This is a genomic window from Scytonema hankhaensis NUACC26 (assembly GCF_045865695.1).
Taxonomy (GTDB): Bacteria; Cyanobacteriota; Cyanobacteriia; order Cyanobacteriales; family Nostocaceae; genus Scytonema.
Genome location: NZ_BAACAP010000216.1, coordinates 40,222 through 61,553, shown reverse-complemented (window position 1 = coordinate 61,553; position 21,332 = coordinate 40,222). Strand labels below are relative to the sequence as shown.

The window sequence follows — 21,332 nt, the reverse complement described above, 5'->3', positions numbered from 1 at the left end:
AACCTAAAGAATTGATGCTATTATCCTCAACGGCTTAGTTTTAGGATGTCCGAAATGTAGGTATTTTGTACTACTTTGTCCGTGTTTTGCTTCTGCCTGACAGTTCGGGTGCGGAATGTGGGAAGCTCAACGCAAAGGATGAATAGTGCCCAACTCGCATAAGGATGTTTGTTCATGACTGCTGAAGAAGCCTTGGCGCTACTCGATACCGTGCTACAAGGTCAAAAACTGAGAGATGTTCAGGAGCAGGTCTTCCGCTATGCTTGGCAAGGTTGGACTTATCCCGCGATCGCCAATCACCTGGGTTATGATACGGGTCACATTCGGGATGTTGGAGCTCAATTGTGGCAACAAATTACCCAGGCAACTGGGGAGAAAGTGAGTAAGAACAATGTGCAAGCCGTCCTGCGTCGGCTGGAGGTGCAAAGACAAAGCGCAACTGACCTGTTGACTTCTCCACTCAGCACTCATCAGGGGCTCGATGAATCTGAAACGTCAATCGCGGCTGTTCCCCCTAAGACTGAAGTCCCAACGGTAATTAATCGGCAGCACTGGGGAGAAGCTATTGATGTCTCGATATTCTACGGTCGCGGTGAGGAACTCGATCTGCTAGAGCAGTGGATTACAAAAGACTGCTGCCGCTTGGTAGCAATCTTGGGCATGGGTGGAATGGGTAAAACGGCTCTGTCTGTAAAGCTAGCACAGCAGGTTCAAGACCAGTTTGAATTCTTAATTTGGCGATCGCTGAGAAATGCGCCCCCGATTGAAGACCTCCTGAGCGCTCTACTCCAAGTTCTATCCGAGCGGCAAGAAACACTTCTCCCATCCGATCTAAACGGTCAATTATCAAGGCTAATTGATTATTTGCGCTCAAAGCGCTGCTTGCTCGTCCTCGACAATGCCGAAACAGTTCTGCATCAATTCGGCTATCGCGATCTGTTCAAACGGATTGGAGAAACCCATCATCAAAGCTGCCTTGTGCTGACGAGTCGGGAGAAACCGAGAGAACTTGGGGTCCTTGAAGGCGAAACCCTTCCAGTTCGTTCTTTACAACTCACGGGGCTTCAGCCAACAGAAGCACGGGAAATCTTTCGAGCCAAAGGGCGCTTCTCTGGCTCAGAGCAGGAGTGGAATAGCTTAATTCAGCATTATGCAGGCAATCCACTGGCGCTTAAGATGGTTGCCTCTGGGATTCAAGAGTTATTAGACGGGAGTATTTCGGAGTGTTTGACGTTAATCGAAACTGGGACGTTTGTCTTTGCGGATATTCGGGATCTCTTAGCTCAGCAATTTAATCGCTTATCGGATTTAGAAAAAGAGGTAATGTATTGGTTGGCAATTGAGCGCGAACCTATTTCTTTGTCAGCGCTTCGAGAGGATTTGTTATCGCCTGTATCTCGTCAAAAATTGCCAGAAACATTGCGATCGCTCAGACAGCGATCGCTGATTGAGAAAACAGCCTTGGGGTTTACGCAACAGCCCGTCGTGATGGAATACACGATCGCTCAACTGATTGAGCAAGTTTGTGCAGAAATTACGACCAAAGAAATCGCGATTTTTAATCGTCATGCTTTGATGAAAGCCACAGCCAAAGACTATGTTAGAGACACGCAGACTCGTCTTATTCTTAAACCAACGCTAGATAAATTACTCACAAATAGTAGTAAAAGCAGAATTGAGGAACATCTTAATCAAATTTTGCTCATTCTACGTTCACATAGCGTTACCCAACACCATCGGGTACTATTCCTAGAGCCAGGATATGCAGGTGGAAATATTATTAATCTGCTGTGTCAATTACAAACAGACTTAGGCGGTTATGACTTTTCTCATCTAACAGTTTGGCAAGCACACCTCACTGGTTATACCTTGAGGCAGGTCAATTTCACTAATTCCGATCTCACAAAGTCCGTTTTTACAGAAGTCTTCGGGGTTGTTCTTGCCGTTGCCTTCAGCCCGGATGGCAGTCTTTTGGCAACAGGAGACGCGCATGGTGAGATTCATGTGTGGCGTGTCATCGATAGTAAACCACTGTTTACCTGCAAAGGTCATACAGGATGGGTTCTATCCGTTGCCTTTAGCCCAGACGGTCGGACTCTGGCTAGCGGTGGAACTGACTATACTGTAAAGCTATGGAACGTTAACACCGGGGAATGCGACGGAACATTACACGGGCATCACGATTTCGTCCGCTCTGTTGCTTTTAGTCCAGATGGTCGCGCTCTGGCAAGTGGCAGTGAAGACAAAACAGTGAGATTGTGGAATGTTGGCACCGGGGAATGCGATAAAATTTTGCAAGGGCATAGCGATCGAGTACTCTCCATCGCCTTTGGTCTGGATGGTCGCACCCTAGCAAGTGGTAGTTTCGATCGAACTATTAAGTTGTGGGATGTTGTGCGCGGAGAATGCTACAAAACTTTGCAAGGGCATACCTTCTGGGTCTATGCGATCGCGCTGAGTTCGGATGGTCGCACCCTAGTGAGTGGTAGCTTCGATCGCACTGTCAAGATTTGGGACACCAGCACGGGGCAATGCCTACAAACCTTGCGGGGGCATACGAATTTCATCCTTTCAGTTGCCCTGAACCAAGAGGATCGCATCGCAGCCAGCGCTGGGTTTGACCAAGTGGTAAAGCTGTGGGATGTTGGGACAGGAGAATGCTTGCAAACCTTACACGGGCATACAAATCAGATCTGGTCAGTTGCCTTTAGCCCAGAAGGACACAGCATTGCGAGTAGCAGTTTCGATCGAACTGTAAAGCTATGGGACGTTCGTGCAGGGCAGTGCCTACAAACTTTGCGGGGGCATACTAATGAGGTTCATTCCGTTGCCTTTAGTCCAAAGGGTCAAACCCTAATCAGTGGTAGCGACGATCGAACTGTGAGAGTTTGGGATGTTGGTACAGGGGAATGCTTGCAAACATTACAGGGGCATACGAATCAGATCAGATCTGTCGCTTTCAGTCCAGAAGGTCAAATTCTTGCCAGTGGCAGTTTCGATCGGACAATAAAGTTATGGAACATTCGCACGGGACAATGCCTGAAGACATTAGAAGGGCATCTTGGTCAAGTGTGGACTGTTGCTTTTAACTCAGGCTGCGACCTTTTGGCAAGTGCTGGTGGAGACCAAACCGTAAGAGTCTGGGACATTAGCACGGGACGATGCTTGCAAACCTTACGGGGACACTCTGGCGCAGTATGGTTCGTTGCTTTCTGTCCAGACAGTAAGATGCTGGCGAGTGCGAGTGAGGATAGAACAGTAAAACTATGGGACGTTAGTACAGGACAATGCTTGCAAACCTTGCAGGGACACGCTGATGCAGTTTGGTCTGTTGCTTTTTGTTCAACGAGCGATATTTTGGCGAGTGGTAGTTCTGATAATACTGTTAAACTCTGGAATGTTCGGACAGGGCAATGTCTGAGAACGTTTCAAGGGCACACAAGCTGGGTATTCTCAGTCGCCTTTGCTGCACAATCCAGCGTGGATTCAAGTCTTGATAGCGAGTATGGATACCTAGCCAGTGGTAGCTTAGATCGAACCGTGAAGATCTGGGACGTTCGTACAGGGCAGTGCCTCAAGACGTTACAGGGACATACCAACCAGGTTTCCTCAGTCGCCTTTAGTTCGGACGGTCAAATTCTAGCCAGCAGCAGCACAGATGAGACGATCGAGCTATGGGATGTCAGGTCTGGAACCTGTCTCAAAACGTTGAGAAGTTCTAGACCTTATGAAGGTATGAACATTACTAGCGTAACAGGTTTAACAGAGGCTCAAAAATCAACCCTGAAAGCTTTAGGCGCAATAGAGTGTGTGTAAGCTGAACTGTATTAGTGTTTGGTTGATGTATTGTTCTGAGTTAGTGGGCAAACTAAACGTAAGCACAGTTTAAAGTACATCGTCTCAAGAGTCAGAAAGTAGAAAATAAGTAGCTGAGTACAACAATGGTAAAGAAACCACAACGCCCTTTGACTGTAGATGGCAGTACCCACGCCTCAAATCCTGGTAATCTGCTTGTTAATTATTTTTATTGGATTCGTTCATTTCCTAGGAAACCAATTCAATTGATTCTTCCGCTTGCCATTCTGGTTGTCTTAGCTTTTCTTACCAACTGGATTTTTGGGTTTGCCTTGTTTGCAGTACTGCGTGAAGGCAAAAGTTTACATCTTATACCATCTGCATTATTTGGAATTGCCGTATTTAATATTTTTTTCGGCATTGGAATATTTTGGTTTCTTAAAAAACTTATATTTCTAGCAATCCGTATCCGCGAACATTTCTTCTATGGTTGTGTTAATCCTGGTGTTGTTGTTGCATTAAAGCCACCTCTAATTGCAGTATTCACCGATCTCACTACTGGTAAAACACCACATTATACGATCAAAATTCTGCCTCAACCACTTAAGTGGATGAAGAATGGAGTACCACCAGTAGGTACAAGGTTAGCTACAGTTGCTCTGTATGAGGGTAACCTTCGTAAAGGTTACTGGGACGACTTTTACCCAGTGGTGGTTGATTGTGTAACTGGTAATCAAACCGATATACAAAGAGTCTTACAGAGTATTCCGGATTGGGAATGGGAGCACCTAGAAGTTGGGCTTGGATATCTCAGGACAACTAAGCCAGGACTGTACACCATACCTTTTGTTCGTTGTGCATTCTGCCACCAGCTCGTTTTCCTTCCGCTTTACCCCATGCACAAAGACAAGCACACAAAACTGGGAGCAGATGGTCAAATGACAGACCATGTGACTATCCATCCAGAACGCCGTTATCAGGGAGTGCTTGATGTAGTTCCCCAAGCTTACATCCATCCGAATTGTGGTGGTATAACAAGGATGCCAGAGGAAATAATTCGTAGCTATTTAGTTAACCCATTTCTATACAATGAGTACACTTTTTGCTGTGAATGCAATAATTACATTCATCAGAAGGAACTTTATTGGTGTGAAACAGGGCAATGCTTGGCAGATTATTTCCAAGAGTTGCAACAGGATTACATCCGTCAACACGGCGATCGCCCTCCCAATCCATTCGTATAATCTTACAGATACAGAGCTACAGATTTATATTCACTAGTGGAGTTTAAGCTCCAAAATGAGAATTCTTTTGAAAACGACTACATAAAAGGTAGATATGGGGCTATTCCTTGGGGAAAATGTTATCATAAGGCTTTATGATAGTTAAACGTATGACTACAAATATATCTACATTTACCCTACCCCAGTCTGAAACTTTAAAGCTGCATATTGTATTAGAGCGTAAAAATATAGACTTGGTAAAAGCTTCCTTTTTGGAATTTCCTAGTATTCAAATTGAAGCTCCTACTGAAAAACAAGCTCTAGAAGAACTGAATCAGTTACTGTATGCGCGTCTAGAAAATCTAGAAATTATTCCTGTAGAAATAAAATTGTCTCAAGGTGAAACAGGCAATCACTGGATGAAGTTTGCAGGAGTGTTTAAGGACGATCCGGATTTCACGCTTTGCAGATCCCCCCAACCCCCCTTAAAAAGGGGGGCTTTGCGTAAGTTTTGTTCTTGAAGACACCGAGATTCTATATACTATGAGAGGTCTTCTATTTCATGACACCTACATACTTTATGTTGCTTTGAATGTAAACAGTCCGCCCTTTTGAACGGGTAAAGCATAGGCAATCTGATCGCGTCCCGCCGATCCATCACCTGTAAGATTGCTAAAAAATGTGCCTCGATGTTCTGGAGTTACTTGAATAGTTACATCATTTACTCCAGATGGAAAAGAAGGAAGGGAGACTTCTACAAACCCTCTAACTTCAAAATTAGCGTCTTTAAGCAATTCAGGTTTCGAGACGAAATCAGGTTGTAAGAGAAATAAAGCAGTATTTTGTGACACAAGGGGAAGCGGAGAATATATGAATTTATTAGAGTCTGGAACGGGTTGAAGTCTTCCAGGTAGATCGGGTACGTCCCCTCCAGTTGTGTCTAAAAAAGTAATTAAATCATTGATGGACATACCGGAAGGAAGTTTGACTGTGAAGGTTAATGTTAGAAAAATATCGACGGGACTCAGATTTGCAATCGTTAAGAAGTATCCTTGAGTCACTGTACGTCGCAACCTTTCTATTTCTTCCTTGATGGCATTTGGCAAATCTCCTGGTAAATTTTTAGGAAGTTGAGGCTTAACCAAAAGCTCAAAAGTAGAAACGATCATCGGTTATCTCCTTGTAAAGTTCAGTACCTATTTCTTGAAACTTAAGTAAAAAGATGAACAACAGATTGTTGTATTTTTCAAAATGGTTCTCGGCGTCTGCATTTCATCATTTTTTCTAGAATCTGCTTAGAGGATGTTTGAAAAGTGGTTGACTGTGATTTTAGGTACTCATTGATCCCTCCTAGCCCCCCTTAAAAAGGGGGGAAATACTCTTTTTGAGGGGGAAGGCATAATTTCTTCCCCTTGTAAATAAACGAATGAGCAGTAGTTGCTACCCTAGAGGAGTAACGTCCCAGAAACTAAGGGTGTTAGCTTCTATCCCCTTAAGTGTGGCTAGGAGTTCACCACACTTCTGATTGGTGATGAATGTATCGCTAGCATTATTGCCAGTACCTTGTGCAATGGTGAGTTGTTCAAAAGTTAGACCGTTCATCAATCCCAAGTAGTCGCTACCGACTTCAAAGTTGAAAATGGTGTCGCTTCCTGCAGCAACAGCAAGCACAAACATATCGCGACCGCTACCACTGTATAATGTGTCTTGACCGATTCCACCATTCAGAACACTGTCACCGTCGCCACCTGTGAGATAGTCGTTACCAGCACCACCCTCTAAAGAGTTGTTACCAGCGCCCCCGTATAGCTGGTCGTTACCGTCATTACCAAAGAGGTAATCGTCACCATCCTGACCTTGCAAAATATCGTCATTGTCACCACCCTGAAGATCGTCATTGCCATTACCTCCTTCAAGCGTGTCGTTACCTTGTTGACCAAAGAGTTGGTCGTCACCGTCACCGCCTGTGAGTTTGTCATCTCCAACTCCGCCTTCTAAGTAGTCATTACCAGCATCACCATTAAGGAGGTCATTGCCTTCCTCACCGTAGATCTTGTCATTGCCTAATCCAGCAGTCAGTTGGTCATTGCCAGAACCTCCTTTGAGATAGTCATCACCCGCACCGCCATCAAGCGTGTCATTGCCTTCTTGACCGGAAAGAAGATCGTTACCATCGCCTCCCAAGAGCTGGTCATCACCATTGCCACCGTAGAGATTGTCATTGTCCGCACCGCCATCAAGGGAGTCGCTACCTTCCTGACCGTAGAGGAAGTCATTACCATTGCTTCCAATCAACACATCGTTGCCGTTACCACCTTCAAGGTAATCATTACCAGCATTACCATCCAGGGTGTCATAGCCATCCCGACCGTAGAGTTGGTCATTGCCCTCGTTACCATAGAGCTGGTCATCACCAGTACCGCCATCTAAGTAGTCATTGCCAGCTTCTCCTAGTAGTCGATCGCTATCATCACCTCCATACAAGAAGTCATCGCCAGTCCCGCCATCTAAGTAGTCACGTCCCTGCTGTCCGAAGAGTTGGTCATCACCAGTACCGCCCTCAAGCCGATCGTCACCAGTACCTCCATCAAGGTAGTCTTGACCAACTTGACCGTAAAGGCGATCGCTACCTTCTTTTCCATAAAGCCAGTCATCATCCAATCCACCATCTAAGAAATCACTTCCTGCACCGCCATCTAAAATGTCGTAGCCTTGGTGACCGTAAATACGATCGTTGCCATCATCGCCATTAAGTTTGTCATTGTCTGCACCACCATCCAAGTAGTCATCACCAGCACTACCGGAAAGCTTATCATTTCCTTGCTGACCGTAGAGGCGATCGTTACCTTCGCCACCATCCAGTACGTCATTGTCTGCTCCGCCATCCAGGTAATCATCACCAGCTTGACCTAAAAGGGTATCTGCTTCAGTACCGCCATAGAGAGCATCATTTCCTGTGCCACCTTCAAGTTTGTCTTCACCAGCCTGACCGTAAAGTCGATCGTTGTCTTCAGCACCTAATAAATGGTCATTACCATCACCTCCATCTAAAAGGTCATCGCCAGTACCGCCATTCAAAGTGTCTTCACCGATTTGACCGTAAAGGCGATCGCTACCTTCACCACCCATAAGTTGGTCGTTACCGTCACCTCCATCCAAGAGATCGATACCCGTGTCACCATTAAGAGTATCTTCACCGACTTGACCATAAAGTTGGTCATCCCCGTCACCGCCATTGAGGGCGTCATTGCCTAACCCACCATCAAGAAGGTCATCACCTGTTCCTCCATTCAGGATGTCGTAGCCGTCTTGACCGTAGAGTTGGTCGTTGCCATCATTACCATTGAGGAGGTCATCGCCAGTTCCACCTTCGAGATAGTCATTGCCAGCATCTCCATTTAAGGTGTCATTGCCATCTTGACCGTAGAGTTGGTCGTTACCATCGTTACCATTGAGGAGGTCATTGCCAGCTTCACCTTTAAGGAGATCTTCACCAGCTTGACCATCTAACTTGTCGTTGCCATCTCCACCGTAGAGGCGATCGCTTCCCGTTCCGCCATCAAGCCAGTCGTCACCCGCTTCACCGTAGATTAAGTCATGACCGCCCAAGCCACTGAGGATATTATTTCCACTGTCGCCAATCAGCAGATCCTCAAATTGCGAACCTTCTAAGTTTTCAATAGCTTCAAGGCGATCGTCTTCAGCATCTCCAGTCCAACCCGTACCAGTTGTCAGGCTGACGGCTACAGCAGTTGATGAGGTGAAATAGGAAGCCGTATCGTTACCTGTACCACCATTGAGGCGATCGGCATCCGTACCCCCGACTAAGAAATCATCACCGTTCTCGCCGGAGAGAGTATCTTTGCCCCCTTCGCCAAAAATGATATCATTGCCATCTCTAGCTTGAACAATATCATTACCATTACCAGCATGGATGACATTGGCTTTAGCATCACCGACGATTTCATCATTGAAAGCAGAGCCGACAACATTTTCAACATTATATATTTGGTCATTACCAGCATAATTGTAGCTGCCATCATCGTTATAGCCGCCAACGCCAAAACCATCAGTAGCTTGGTTGTGCTCTAAGTTAACTTTAACTGAACCAGGATCGCGGCGATAACTAACAGTATCAGTGCCATCGCCTCCGTCAAAGTAGTCATTCCCCGCATTGCCAACGAACAGGTCATTCCCGGCTAAGCCCAAAATACGGTTATTTAGACCGTTACCAATCAAAACGTCATTAAATCCAGACCCAGTAATATTTTCCAGATTTCGTAGGGTATCTGTAGTGCCAAAACCATCTGTAGCCGTGCCTGCGTTAATGGTAAAGTTTGGTTCTGTATCAGTAGGTATGAGGCTGGTAGAAACTATGGTTGAGTGGAGAGAGCCACCGGGATTTTGATAGTTTTGTGCCTCATCAATATTGACAACTACACCATTTAGTGAATTGTCGTAGCTAACCGTATCAACTTCAGTACCACCGTCAATTAGATCGTTGCCTGCTTCTCCCAGCAATAGATCGTTACCAGCATCCCCAGACAGTTTATCATCGCCAGCCCCGCCGTATAGAGTGTCAGCACCAGTGCCACCTGCTAGCTCGTCATTATTAGCCTCACCTTTGAGAATATCATCGCCGTCTTCACCAAAGAGTTGGTCATTTCCTTCACCGCCATTGAGAGTGTCATTGCCCAAACCGCCGTAGAGTTGGTCAATACCGTCACCACCTACTAGCTCGTCATCGCCAGCCTTTCCATAGAGGAAGTCATTTCCTTCGCCACCTTTTAAGATGTTTGCTCGCTCGTTACCAGTTAAACGATCTCCAAATCTAGAACCAGTGATGTTCTCGATGCTTTTTAGGATGTCTTTTCCTCCGAAACCGTCGGTGGCAGTGTTAGTTTCTAGAGAAACAGATACGGCACTCGGATCGTTAAGATAACCAACTGTGTCAATACCATTACCACCATCTAAGGTGTCATTCCCAGCATTACCAACGAGCACATCATTCCCGTTCAATGCTGAAATTTCATTATTTGAGGCATTGCCAACCAAGATGTCATTAAAGTTGGAACCAATGATATTTTCAAACCCTGCTAGAGTATCCGTAGAGCCAAACCCATCCTCTGCCGAACTTGTTCCATCCTCGGTCGAATTTACAATGCTGACAATAACTCCTTTAGGTGAATTGTCGTAGCTTACAGTATCAACACCAAAACCACCATCTAGTTTGTCATTTCCTGCATTCCCTTGAAGGAAATCATTACCATCTAAACCTCTGCTCTCGTTATCTTTCTCATTGCCGATGAGGATGTCACGATATTTAGAACCTTCTATATTTTCGATTTCTACAAGGGTATCGCCTTGAGCGTAACCTCCAGATGCTGCACCTGTTGCCAGATTAACAGTAACTCCGGCTGTGGAAGCAGAATATGAAGCTGTATCATTACCAGCACCACCTCGAAGGATGTTGCCGACTGGATTAGAAATGAGTATGTCATTTCCACTGCCTCCAATAGCGTTTTCAATCGTGACTCCAAAGGCAATAGCCAAATTATATTTGGCTTGGGGATCTTCGGTTAGCTTCCCTTGAGCGTCCTGTAGATAATCTCCTTTCTTTCCCTCAGAGTTCAATTTCGTAGAGTCGAAAAAGTAGTTATAACCCCGGAAACCAATTGAACTAAATGTCCCTGCATTCAGATTAATCTCAGCCGAAATTGTTTGATTTGAAGCATCAATGGTGTCAGTTCCACCGGCATCCCAAATCGTTGCCATAAAAGGACGACTTGCATCCCATTTATAGTTATCATTACCACTTCGAGTTTTGAAATTAGCTCCATAAAGCGCTTGAATTGCAGCAATATCGTAAAGCATTGGAGTTTGGGGAGCGTATAACTCTCCCTCTTTAACCAATTTTCCTTTTTTATCATATTCTGGAAGTTTAGCAAATCTATGACGTTTAATGTCTTTGTTGCTATCCTTATAGTCGTAAGACATGATACTGTACAAAACAGAATCCTTTTCTTTAGGCAAATATGGTCCAGGGCTAGGAGCACCTCCTGCATCATAGTTGCCTGGGTGCTTTAATCCCAAAGCATGTCCAATTTCATGTAGCAATGTAGCAAAACCATCAAGACCTTTAATTCCAATCTTTTCTGGAGAATTATTGACAGATTGATTATTTATCCAAACATCACCATAAACATCTAGCTTTGCAGTTGCCAAAGGTCCCGTCACCAATCCCCCAGGGGTTAGTGCTATTAGAGAAGCTACTAAATTTTCTCCAGATACTTTAGGAAGATTTGGCGTGAAGGGAGCATCGTTATATTCTTGGATGAGATTATTTATTGGTGAAGTAAGTTCATTGATTTCTTCAATTAAATTTTGTCTGAGTTCATTAAATTTGTTGAATACGTTATTTGGTGGTTCATAAGCTGCACCTGCTGTACCGTCTCCTTGAGCATCTGTACCAAAGCGGATATCGGCTCCTGCTACTAGAGCAAACTTGTCTAAAATTTTATTCAAACCATCTGTTAAATCTTTGGTAAGATTAGTTTTCAAGAAGTAATCGACTATTTTTAATTTATCCGTGATTGGTGAAATATCAATGAAATCAGTAAGTACTAATCCTTTATCATCTCGCCTTTCAAACCTAATGTTTGCAACATCATCCCATAAATCTAAAGCTGCCTGTGCTGCTGCTTTCTGGGAGTTATCAAAAGGTTTAAATTTCTTCCCATTCTCTAGAAAATCATGCCCAACTGCCTCTGTAGCTCTGTCTAATAAATATGCTTCAGGAAGTTTAGGCATGAAGTTATAAGTAATAGTATTTGAAGACCAGCGAAGCTTTCCGGGAAGGAATAAAGCCTGCACGTCACTTGTATTTGCTTGAGGTGGTTTTGAGTTGTTGTCCATTTCTTGCATTCCTTATAGATTTGTTTTTTAAACTCTCAACAGCAATCTGTAATGTATCACTTGCTAAATGTGGCGTTCAAAGCTCCAAAATTTTCATTGCAATGACCAGAATCAAGACGATCGCACTTTCACTGAAAAAGACTTTCTTTGTAGTTAATGGGGAGAATAATAAATTCTCACAGAAGTTTCTTGTATCAAGTCTTCTTCAACTTGATAGCAAAACCGATTCTAGGTTCGGGAATAGGTGGACTACATTTATCTGTACCTGCAACACACATGATTCGATTGACAGGAACATTAACGACGTTAAATTCAACAGAACTGAAACCAGGAATACTTAAACTTCTTGTCGTAGCTAGTTCAAGAAACTTTTCTAACCCAATCTCTGCGCCCGTTTGTACTGCAAACTGAGAGAAAAAGACGAACTCGGATCTAAGCTTTTCCTCAAGTTCTAGCATCAGTTGGCTAGAGAGTGCCCCACCAGTGACAGCAGACAGTACGATATTAGCCGCTAAATTTTTAGTAGAAGCCCACTCAACAAAGGAACGGGATGAGAAATAAGTGAAGGTTTGAGATCCGGTTTCTGCTCCAGATTGCTGAGAGCGAATTTGATCGTAGGTGTCATCCAATTTCTCAGTCACGCCTGGTGGTGTCGTATTGACCGCAAGAAGCACAGAACCCAGCGATGGTATCTCGCCATTGAGTACTCTGGCGATCGCACTAGCATTGATTGTTAAGTTTCCTAATCCACCTTGACCACAACTGAGTGTTGGTGTGGACTCATTTGTGCTCAGGTTGTAGATGTAAGTGAAATTGCAAGTAGCAGACAATGGCGGCGGTTGAACGGTTTTCCATTGCATTTCCACCCCTGGATACGGAACATCTTTCCACTGCATCTCTACGGCTGGATATGGAACATCTTTCCATTGGATTTCCACCACGGGTACTTTAACCTTCACGTCTCGCCACTTATCTACTGGCACGTTTGCTTTTTGAAGACATCTACCTCTGAAACTAGCTACACACCTAGATTCCATCTCAACATACGGTACCCTTTTAGTTTGGGTTTTCATGACTGTAACGGGAACTTTTTCCCTCCGATATTTTGTGACTGTGACAGGAACTTGCTCCTTCCGGTATTTTGTAACTGGAACTGGAATTTGTTCCTTGATCTCACCAAAGACATGCCGTGCTTGAATTAATCCCTCAACTTTGATTTCTTTCCCCGGAATGCTATAGGTTACACGGCTCAACTCATACTTGCCCTCATTCCCAATTTCAGCACCAGACAGGGTAGACAGAGCAGCATTAATTCTTGATGCTACACGAGAAGACAGGTCATTAACTTTTTTCAACTCAGGTATGCAAGCTTCTAGAGTTGAGTCAACAGGTTTCAGCAAATCTAAAGTATCTGGCACTTTTAAGTTGACGCATGAAGCAACATCAAATGCTTCTGCCGATTTGGAGAACATAATTGCAGCGCTAAACACGAAAAAAGAGGTAGCAAAAATGCTCGGGTAAACTTTATTCATGGGTTTCCTTTAGTTTCAGTAATCAGTCGGGAGAAATCAGGAAAAAAAGTCAGAGCCAATCCATTAATAACCTTGTAATACGCCTTTGCTGAGGACTCATAGCTAATTGACGATCGCACCTTTTTTCAAGAAACTTTTTTCTTTACGATCGCCTCTTTCATACCCTGATAATTTTAATAAGAGAGAATCATGATTCAAAGCCATAACTCTCTCCTCCAGATTCAAAAAATTAGTAAGAAAAAACTAATGAACGAATAAGTACCGTTGTTCATAACTGCTATGGCTTAATTAAATGAAAAATTCACCACAATCCTCTAAATTCCTAAGCTTTGCATACGCTCGCGAATGATTGCAGCAGGTACAGCATAATTCTCCACCATAAACTTGCCACCAAAGTGTAATCCCACGGCAGATCCCGATTGCAAGTCTATTACTACCGACCCAGAGTTTCCTCCTAAGGTAGAGCAGTCATGAGTTATCAAGTCAGGACGCACAGATTTTATCTGTCCGGGTTGCAGCCGTTTAACATCGTAAATGTCGCCAAATATTTTGTTCATATCAGGATCGGGAAGTGGGTTCCGTCGGCTATCTTCTGCAGGATACCCAATAGCTGCAACTTCACTTTCATCCTGAACGAGAGTGTTAGTAAGGGGAATCGGAGTAGACGACAAATTTACAACTGCACCACGGACAAGGGCTTTTGTACTGACTTTAAGAAAAGCAATGTCTGGTTTGTCATCTAAATCCTCTTCAATATACAGAACCTCTAAGACCTCAAAGTGCTCTTGGGCATTAACTTGAAATTCTTCACGAAAATCAATATTCACTCCGATGTTCATTCCTGTAGTTGAATTTCTTTTAATCACAAAGCTACCGTCTTGTTTTCTAGCAAAAGCTTCTGCTATATGCCGATTTGTGACAATCACATCAGGAGCAACTAGCCACCCAGTACCTAAATATGACAATCCCCTTGGATGATTAGTCACTTCAATACGTCCTACTGAACGAATTGCTTTCTCAACGTTTGCTCTGGCTGCTTCAAGCCGCTTTGCCCACTCATCAGATACATCAACTTCAAATGTATTATTTTTAATAAGAATAGCAGGACGACCAATTGTCAAAATTATAGCTTCGGCAAGTCTTGCTTTATCCTCGGGAAATTTGTCTAATGCGCTCTTTGAACCTTCTTCACCGGAAACCTTCAAAAACTCTTGAACCTCTGAGGCATTCAGTTTGTGTTGAGGAACTTGCTTTTTTTCAAAAATTGTCGTGGCTCTGTCGAAAATTTCTTCTATTAGTTTTTTATCTTGAAGTAAATTCTTTGGCAGCATAAATTCAAAAATCTCCCAAGGATAGTGGACATCGGTATAAAAGCTTCATCTACACTTTCATACTGTAATCTAGAAGTTTAATACTCCTGTTTGCTGTTCAGATATCAGGCTTACACTATTGCCCAAAAATGAATTGACTCACAATTAAATTCACAAAATTACCCTGAGCAGTGACTAAACCAAACTATTAAGAAATAGCTACTCAAGCCGAGTTCCATTAAATTGGTGTAGACACTTAGCAAGAAATTTTTTCTACTGCTGAGTTAGATGCAATTGCAAATTTTGTAAGTTGAATGCAGCAGACCGAAAACCAAGATTCCGAGCGGTAAATATTACATTGCTACCTTGTAGGAAGCTACCGCTGATGCCTAACGCTTAATTCACCGCGCATTCTGACAGGCTTGAGCAGCAGTAGCTTCGCTGATTTCAGTACGTTTTTGACCATTACCCCACTCATAACAATATCCTGATGGAGTAGCACGTGTACATACTTTTGCTGGTCTATACAATAGTCTTTGAATACAACTAGTGATTCCTTCTGCCGTACCACCACTATTTGGATTTGAATAGGGATAAGGAGGTAAATAAGGAACAGGAGGTTGTTGTACAGGTTGCTGTACGGGTTGTTGCAGTTGAGGTTGAGACGATGATGGACAACCAAACGGTGTACACGCTTCTCCCATTGGTGCTTGAGGACAACCAAATGGATTGCATTCCGCAACACTAGATTGCGAACATCCAAAAGGATTACAACCAGCAATGGCTCGTTCACTATCGATACCAATACAAGTCGCAACAATCGATACAACTCCAACTGTTGCAAGAGCCTTTAATAATTTCATACACTTGTTGTTTAACAAATACTCTAAATTACTGCAGTTTATTGAGTCACTCACAACTGCTAAAATTTGTTGTACGCGACACCTTTGTTTAACTGAGGATTCGAGTAAACACTTTCCCTGTGTTTAATCATCGGGTAGATTGCTGCGTTAAAATCGAATCTTGTAAAGACTCTAACAGATGGTATAGAGTTTCACGGTCGGAAAAGGTCGGAAAAAAAGTCGGCTCTTGTTAGTAAATTTACGTAAACTAAAAAAATAAAGTTATGATGTGAAAATACTGTAGTTAACCGGGAAAGTCTAGCAAACGAACGAAAAATAGGTTAAAGCTCAAAACTGTTATTATGTAAGGATAGTATCAAATATGCGGTTGAAAGATTTGAGCGAGACTTTTCGTGATGAACTTAGAGACCCTGAGTTTGCCGCAGGGTATCTTCACGCAGCAATGGAAGAGAATGATTTGAATACCTTTCTTATAGCACTTAGAGATGTTATACAAGCGAATATAGATAGAATCGATTTGCAAGTTGCAGAAGTAGAGAAGCGAAAACCTTAAATTATTTGTTCGCTAGGATTGTTTCGGGAGTAATTGCTTATGGCACTTTCAACTCAGGTATCTTTCAACAAGACATTAGAGGAGTTTCTGAAACTACCAGAAACCAAACCAGCTAGTGAGTATCTCGACGGTCACATCTATCAAAAACCAATGCCCCAAGGAAAACATAGCATTCTCCAAACAGAGTCAGCATCGGCAATCAATCAGCTTGGTAAACCAAAAAAGTTAGCTTTAGCATTAACTGAGTTACGCTGCACCTTTGGCGGACGATCGTTAGTTCCAGATATTGCGGTATTTGAGTGGTCGCGCATCCCGACTGATGAAGATGGGGAAATTGCCAACAGATTTGAAAGCTACCCTGATTGGACTATTGAAATCCTATCACCTGACCAATCTCCTAACCGTGTCATTAATAAAATTATTTTTTGTGTCAATCAAGGGACAAAACTGGGTTGGTTCATTGACCCTGATGATAAGTCGGTGATGGTATTTCAACCGAATCAATTACCGGAAGTAAAATATGATACTAGTATATTACCCGTTCTTGATGTCTTGAGGGATTGGCAGGTTTCGCCCGCCGATATATTTGCTTGGCTAAAGGTAGTAAAATAACTTTCCTTGGCTCTGTTGAAGCATTTTGTTGATTGAGCTTTTACTGTATGCATGGTAAGACTCACAACTATGGAAATAACAGTACCCGTGTTAAGGTGAACTAAAAAAGAGTACACCCTAACACGGGTAGTGCCATCCCACCTACCTTCTCCCACAAACTGTTGCTAATCCCATCTCTATCAAATCAACAATCGCTCCTAAGCGATTGTTTTTAGTATTTGTAGCCGCATAATTCAGAATTTGATTAAACACTTCATTCGGGATTCCTAGCGTTACCGACTCTAACGCATATGGACAAGGGTGTTTTTGCCATATCTAACAGTACCTAACATTGACTAACACATCGACCTTACCATACAATTAAAAAACTTTTTAAGTGTTACTTTGAATCGACTTTAAAATAGTAATGATTAAGTATTAAATTTAGATGACTCATCCACATGATTAGCGACTAAAACAAACTTTGAGAACCCCTGAATTGTCTCCCAGTGCAACATCACTATCGTTGATTCGTATAGAAGTCCGAGTAATAGGTTTTGGCAGTTGTTGACTTCCTTGCACCCATATATATCCATGCCCATCTGTTGGAATGTCTACAAACAGGGCACCAAAAGGGAAGTTTTGGTCATATTTGTATTGATTATAAGGCTCTAGTCCAGGTTCTGAGTGACCTTTAGGACCAACAGGAAGGTAATTGCGACCGTCTACAGACCAACCCCCAATAACACGAGCTACGCGAGTATATGGACCACCAAGGTCGAAGTATTGCCAACCATCTCTAGAACTGACATTGAAGCATTTTGTTGATTGAGCTTTTACTTCATGTGTAGTTAAACTCGTAACTAGGGTAATAACGGATAAAAACAAAATAGATTTTAGAGTGAGTTTCATCTGTGTGACTTCCAATGCTTATGCATAAGTGAGTGTTTTTCTGTTAGGTTTCGCTTTGTTTTGTGGGGAATCTTACTACCCATCAAGTCGCTCACAATTACTAAAATTTATTGCACTTGACATCTTTATTTGATTAAGGATTCGAGTAAATACTTTTCCTGTGTTTAATCATTGGATAAATTGCTGCGTTCAAACCGAATCTTGTAAAGACTCTAACAGATGGTGTGGAGTTTTACGGTCGGAAAAGGTCGGAAAAAAGTCGGCTCTTGTTAGTAAATTAACATCAATTAGAAAATATAGAGTTATAATGCGAAAATACAGTATTTAACCTATTGTTGCTACAGAAATCAATGACGGTTGAAGAGGCGATCGCGCTAGTCGAGCAATTATTGGAACCAGGGTGCTAACACTAAAGCTTGGATGTGGAGAAAGTTTGCCTGTGAATCTAAAATTTCTCTCTTAACAAGAAATTTTATTGACGAAATTCTTTCAAAATTCTGGAAAATAGTATGCTCAGCCTGTATTAGAGGTTAAATGCCAGCCTAATTCCTAGAAGCAGCAAAAACTGTGAAAAGAATATTAATACTATCAGCAAATCCTAAAGATACAAACAAGCTACGCTTAGATGAAGAGGCCCGGAAAATTCAAGAGGCGCTGAAACTATCTAAAAATCGAGATAAGTTTGAAATTTTTGTAGAATGGGCGGTACGAGTTGAAGACTTGCGTCGTTCGCTGTTAGACCACCAGCCGAATATTGTTCACTTTTCTGGACATGGGGTGGGATCTGACGGTTTAGCATTTGAGGATAATTCTGGGATAACGCAACTGGTATGTAGCGAAGCCCTTGCTAGTATATTCGAGTTGTTTCGTGGGACAGTTGAGTGTATCTTTCTCAACGCTTGCTATAGCGAAGTTCAAGCACAGGCGATTCACCAACATATTAACTGTGTAATTGGCATGAATCAGTCAGTTGGGGATGTCGCTGCAATTGAGTTTGCCACTGGATTTTATGATGCATTGGGTGCTCTTGAAAGCTACGACTATGCTTTTAGAATGGGGCAAGCTTCTATTCACTTAAAGGGTAGCGTGGAATATTTAACTCCTGTACTTAAATCTAGACCGTCTTCTGTTTTTAGTAAAAATTCTATGGAAGCTAGTGGTAAGTCAGCAAAAAGTTCACAACCAAGGTACAGTGGCAAACTTTCCCAAAATATTAGCAGATCGATCGTGTATGGCGGGGGCGGAATGCAAGCTGCACAAGGAAACAACAACCAACAGAGAATGAGTACTGTCAGTACTGCATCAGGCAACGAAAAACAGCTAACTCAAGAAGAAGTCATTGAGCTGCTAGTGCAGATTGAGCAATTGATTCAAAAAGCAAAAGAACTGCCAGCAGCAACAAAAGAAAAATCACTCAAATATTTGGGAGCGGCTAAGGAAGAAGCTGAATTCATCGAACCCGATAAACAGCTAGTTTCCGGAAATTTAAAACGGATGGCAGAAATATTAAGAAATGCTAGCGAAACTGTAATAACTACTAAATCTCTGTGGGAATATGTAAAATTGATACTAGTAGAATTATCAGCTTGGCTAAGTGTTGCTAAGACTTTCTTTGGTTTTTTGTAAAACTTGTTTATGAGCCAGCAAAGTCCTCCTGAGAACAATTTACTACCTCCGCCTGAACCAATCCTTCAACAGGAAGTAAGCAATTCTACTGTAAGCGGTGGAATGCAAGCTTTACAGGGAGATGGGAATACACAGATTCAAGGTCAGGTTATCAATTTTAACCAAACTCAGATTCTGCAAATTCCTGTTGACGACATTAAAACACTTCAGTTGATAGAATCCTCGCTTTATAAACATTCAAAGAAATTCCACCTGGTAGATGGTGAAGCATTAACAAAAGCGTGGCGAATGGGAATTGAGCGCATACTCTCGCGTCTAAATATTCCCAAACGTTTCTGGAAAGAGGCAAGCTTTAGTTTAGCCTTTGTACTTTTGCTTAGTCTATGGGGATTTCATAATTATTCACTGCCTTGGATTGCCACGTTTTACAACAAGTGGGGATGGGAAAATTATCGCGAGCGTGAATATAATAGTGCCCAAGGAAACTACGAGATGGCACTGAAGCTTAACCCCAACTATGCGGAAGCTCACTTTAATCTTGGACGGCTTTACGAAGATTTACAAGATTCTGAGCGTGCTCGTAGTGAATATCACTTAGCAATAAAAGGTAATTTAGACAAAGCGTATAATAACCTAGCTCGCTTGTATATTACAAATAAAAAGAACCCAAAATACGACGAAGCTGTTGCGCTTCTTCAAAAGGGTTTACAGGTGGTCAAAAATGATAGTATAAAGTATAACCTTAATAAAAATCTTGGCTGGGTACGATTTGAGCAAAAGCGCTATACCGACGCTAAGGCTCCGCTTCAAGAAGCTATTTCTTTGGGAAGTAAGCGAGCTGCTGCTTACTGCTTGCTTGCAAAAGTTTTAGATGCACAGGAAGCGAAAAAAAACGCACTTACTCAATGGGAAAATTGCTTGAAGTACGCCTCCTCTGGCAGAAGCCATGAGGAAGACAGGTGGATTGATGAAGCACGTAAGCGCCTAAATACAGAAGGAGATAAGCGATGAGTGATGCTGCCAGTATAATCATTAAATTTAGTGGTCAAGTAAAATACAAACGAGATAGATGGCTTGATTATCAACCCGTAAAGCCTTATACAGAACTTTTTCCAGGTGATTTAATACAGGTGCCACCAGGAGCTACAGCCCTTATTGAATGTGCCATCGGAAATTTGTGGAGGGTACCTGAGGGAGTGTCAGGCTTAAACAATGGCTGTCAACCTATGGATGACAACGGCGGCGGTGGTACTCGTCCTGTTAATGACGACTTGACTCCTATACCTTTTGTGATTAGTCCACGTAGCACACTCTTACTTGCTGATAAACCAGCACTGCGTTGGAATGCAGTATCAGGTGCTAGCAGTTATATTGTCAGTGTGAGCGATGAGACTAATGGCAGCGAGATTTGGAAAGCTGAAGTTAGTAGTACAGAGATTGTTTATCCGGGTACATCATCTTTGGAACCAGGAGTTGATTATTTAGTAATTGTCAAGGCTGACAATGCTAAATCTTCTGAAGAAGACAAAGAAGTGGACTTGGCATTTAGATTAATTGATAAAAACGAATCCCAGCGGATTTTAGCTCATGTTGAACAAATCCAACAGGAGTTAAGCGGTGAAGCAGCAGATTTGGCAGTAGTTCATCTGTATGGGACATCAAAGTTGAAAGCTGAGGCGATTGAAATGCTGGAAGTCTTAGCGCAGAAAGGAAGCCAAACAACAGCTATTTATCGTATGCTCGGCGATTTATATTGGCAAGTGAAGCTGCATCACCTATCTGAAAGCCCTTATAAAAAGGCAATTCAACTGGCAGAAGTAAATCAGGATATAGAAGTTAAAGCAGTAGCTCAAGCTAGGTTAGCAGAATTATATGAAGCGCGTGGACAGTGGATTGAAGCTATCAGTTGGGGAACAGCAGCTAAGCTTGATTATGAAACCTTGGGGGATACACAAAGAGTTAGTGAACTGACGCAAAAGTTGGAGCAGTGGAACAAACGAATTTAAGGAAAT

General features: G+C 42.7%; 14 protein-coding genes. 8 read left to right on the top strand and 6 right to left on the bottom strand.

What is annotated here, in order from left to right:
• Nucleotides 1-174: 174 nt before the first annotated feature.
• The 3 genes from ACKTT2_RS28830 to ACKTT2_RS28820 all read left to right on the top strand — a co-directional run bounded on the left by ACKTT2_RS28830 (nt 175) and on the right by ACKTT2_RS28820 (nt 5,539).
• On the top strand, nt 175-3,816 hold the full coding sequence (locus ACKTT2_RS28830) for a WD40 domain-containing protein (protein ID WP_407893088.1): 3,642 nt from the start codon (nt 175-177) through the stop codon (nt 3,814-3,816).
• A 125-nt stretch (nt 3,817-3,941) separates the two neighbouring features.
• Nucleotides 3,942-5,039, top strand: a complete 1,098-nt coding sequence (locus tag ACKTT2_RS28825) for a DUF3239 domain-containing protein (RefSeq protein ID WP_407893086.1) — start codon at nt 3,942-3,944, stop codon at nt 5,037-5,039.
• 149 nt (nt 5,040-5,188) lie between these two features.
• A complete protein-coding gene (locus tag ACKTT2_RS28820; RefSeq protein WP_407893084.1) occupies nt 5,189-5,539 on the top strand; it encodes a hypothetical protein in 351 nt (116 codons plus the stop codon).
• A gap of 57 nt (nt 5,540-5,596) precedes the next feature.
• On the opposite strand, the gene ACKTT2_RS28815 is transcribed toward ACKTT2_RS28820, so the two are convergent.
• From ACKTT2_RS28815 to ACKTT2_RS28795, 5 genes are all read right to left on the bottom strand, one after another.
• Nucleotides 5,597-6,187 (bottom strand): hypothetical protein, encoded by a 591-nt coding sequence (locus ACKTT2_RS28815; RefSeq protein WP_407893082.1) that lies wholly within the window; start codon nt 6,185-6,187, stop codon nt 5,597-5,599.
• Between the two features lie 271 nt (nt 6,188-6,458).
• The gene (locus tag ACKTT2_RS28810; protein WP_407893080.1) at nt 6,459-11,933 is read right to left on the bottom strand and encodes a M10 family metallopeptidase C-terminal domain-containing protein; all 5,475 of its coding nucleotides are present in this window, start codon (nt 11,931-11,933) and stop codon (nt 6,459-6,461) included.
• Between the two features lie 194 nt (nt 11,934-12,127).
• Nucleotides 12,128-13,465, bottom strand: coding sequence for a hypothetical protein (locus ACKTT2_RS28805; protein ID WP_407893078.1), 1,338 nt, complete (start codon nt 13,463-13,465; stop codon nt 12,128-12,130).
• Nucleotides 13,466-13,779: 314 nt separating this feature from the next.
• The gene (locus ACKTT2_RS28800; RefSeq protein ID WP_407893076.1) at nt 13,780-14,796 is read right to left on the bottom strand and encodes a trypsin-like serine peptidase; all 1,017 of its coding nucleotides are present in this window, start codon (nt 14,794-14,796) and stop codon (nt 13,780-13,782) included.
• 380 nt (nt 14,797-15,176) lie between these two features.
• On the bottom strand, nt 15,177-15,638 hold the full coding sequence (locus tag ACKTT2_RS28795; RefSeq protein ID WP_407893074.1) for a hypothetical protein: 462 nt from the start codon (nt 15,636-15,638) through the stop codon (nt 15,177-15,179).
• Nucleotides 15,639-15,999: 361 nt separating this feature from the next.
• Between ACKTT2_RS28795 and ACKTT2_RS28790 the strand changes: the two genes are divergently transcribed.
• Together ACKTT2_RS28790 and ACKTT2_RS28785 are read left to right on the top strand one after the other, a co-directional pair.
• Complete coding sequence (locus ACKTT2_RS28790; protein WP_407893072.1) at nt 16,000-16,191, top strand: helix-turn-helix domain-containing transcriptional regulator; 192 nt, start codon at nt 16,000-16,002, stop codon at nt 16,189-16,191.
• Between the two features lie 39 nt (nt 16,192-16,230).
• Nucleotides 16,231-16,803 carry a Uma2 family endonuclease gene (locus ACKTT2_RS28785; protein WP_407893070.1) on the top strand — a complete coding sequence of 191 codons (573 nt, stop codon included), beginning with the start codon at nt 16,231-16,233 and terminating at the stop codon, nt 16,801-16,803.
• Nucleotides 16,804-17,247: 444 nt separating this feature from the next.
• Here the strand turns inward: ACKTT2_RS28785 and ACKTT2_RS28780 are convergent, their stop codons facing one another.
• Nucleotides 17,248-17,694, bottom strand: coding sequence for a hypothetical protein (locus ACKTT2_RS28780; protein WP_407893068.1), 447 nt, complete (start codon nt 17,692-17,694; stop codon nt 17,248-17,250).
• A 567-nt stretch (nt 17,695-18,261) separates the two neighbouring features.
• On the opposite strand from ACKTT2_RS28780, the gene ACKTT2_RS28775 reads away from it, so the two are divergent.
• From ACKTT2_RS28775 to ACKTT2_RS28765, 3 genes are read left to right on the top strand one after another with little or no spacing between them, the layout of a single operon-like run.
• Complete coding sequence (locus ACKTT2_RS28775; protein WP_407893066.1) at nt 18,262-19,320, top strand: CHAT domain-containing protein; 1,059 nt, start codon at nt 18,262-18,264, stop codon at nt 19,318-19,320.
• 9 nt (nt 19,321-19,329) lie between these two features.
• Complete coding sequence (locus ACKTT2_RS28770) at nt 19,330-20,331, top strand: tetratricopeptide repeat protein (RefSeq protein ID WP_407893064.1); 1,002 nt, start codon at nt 19,330-19,332, stop codon at nt 20,329-20,331.
• Entirely contained in the window at nt 20,328-21,326 is a 999-nt protein-coding gene (locus tag ACKTT2_RS28765) for a tetratricopeptide repeat protein (protein WP_407893062.1), read from the top strand. The genes ACKTT2_RS28770 and ACKTT2_RS28765 overlap by 4 nt, the downstream gene beginning before the upstream one ends.
• Nucleotides 21,327-21,332: the final 6 nt, after the last annotated feature.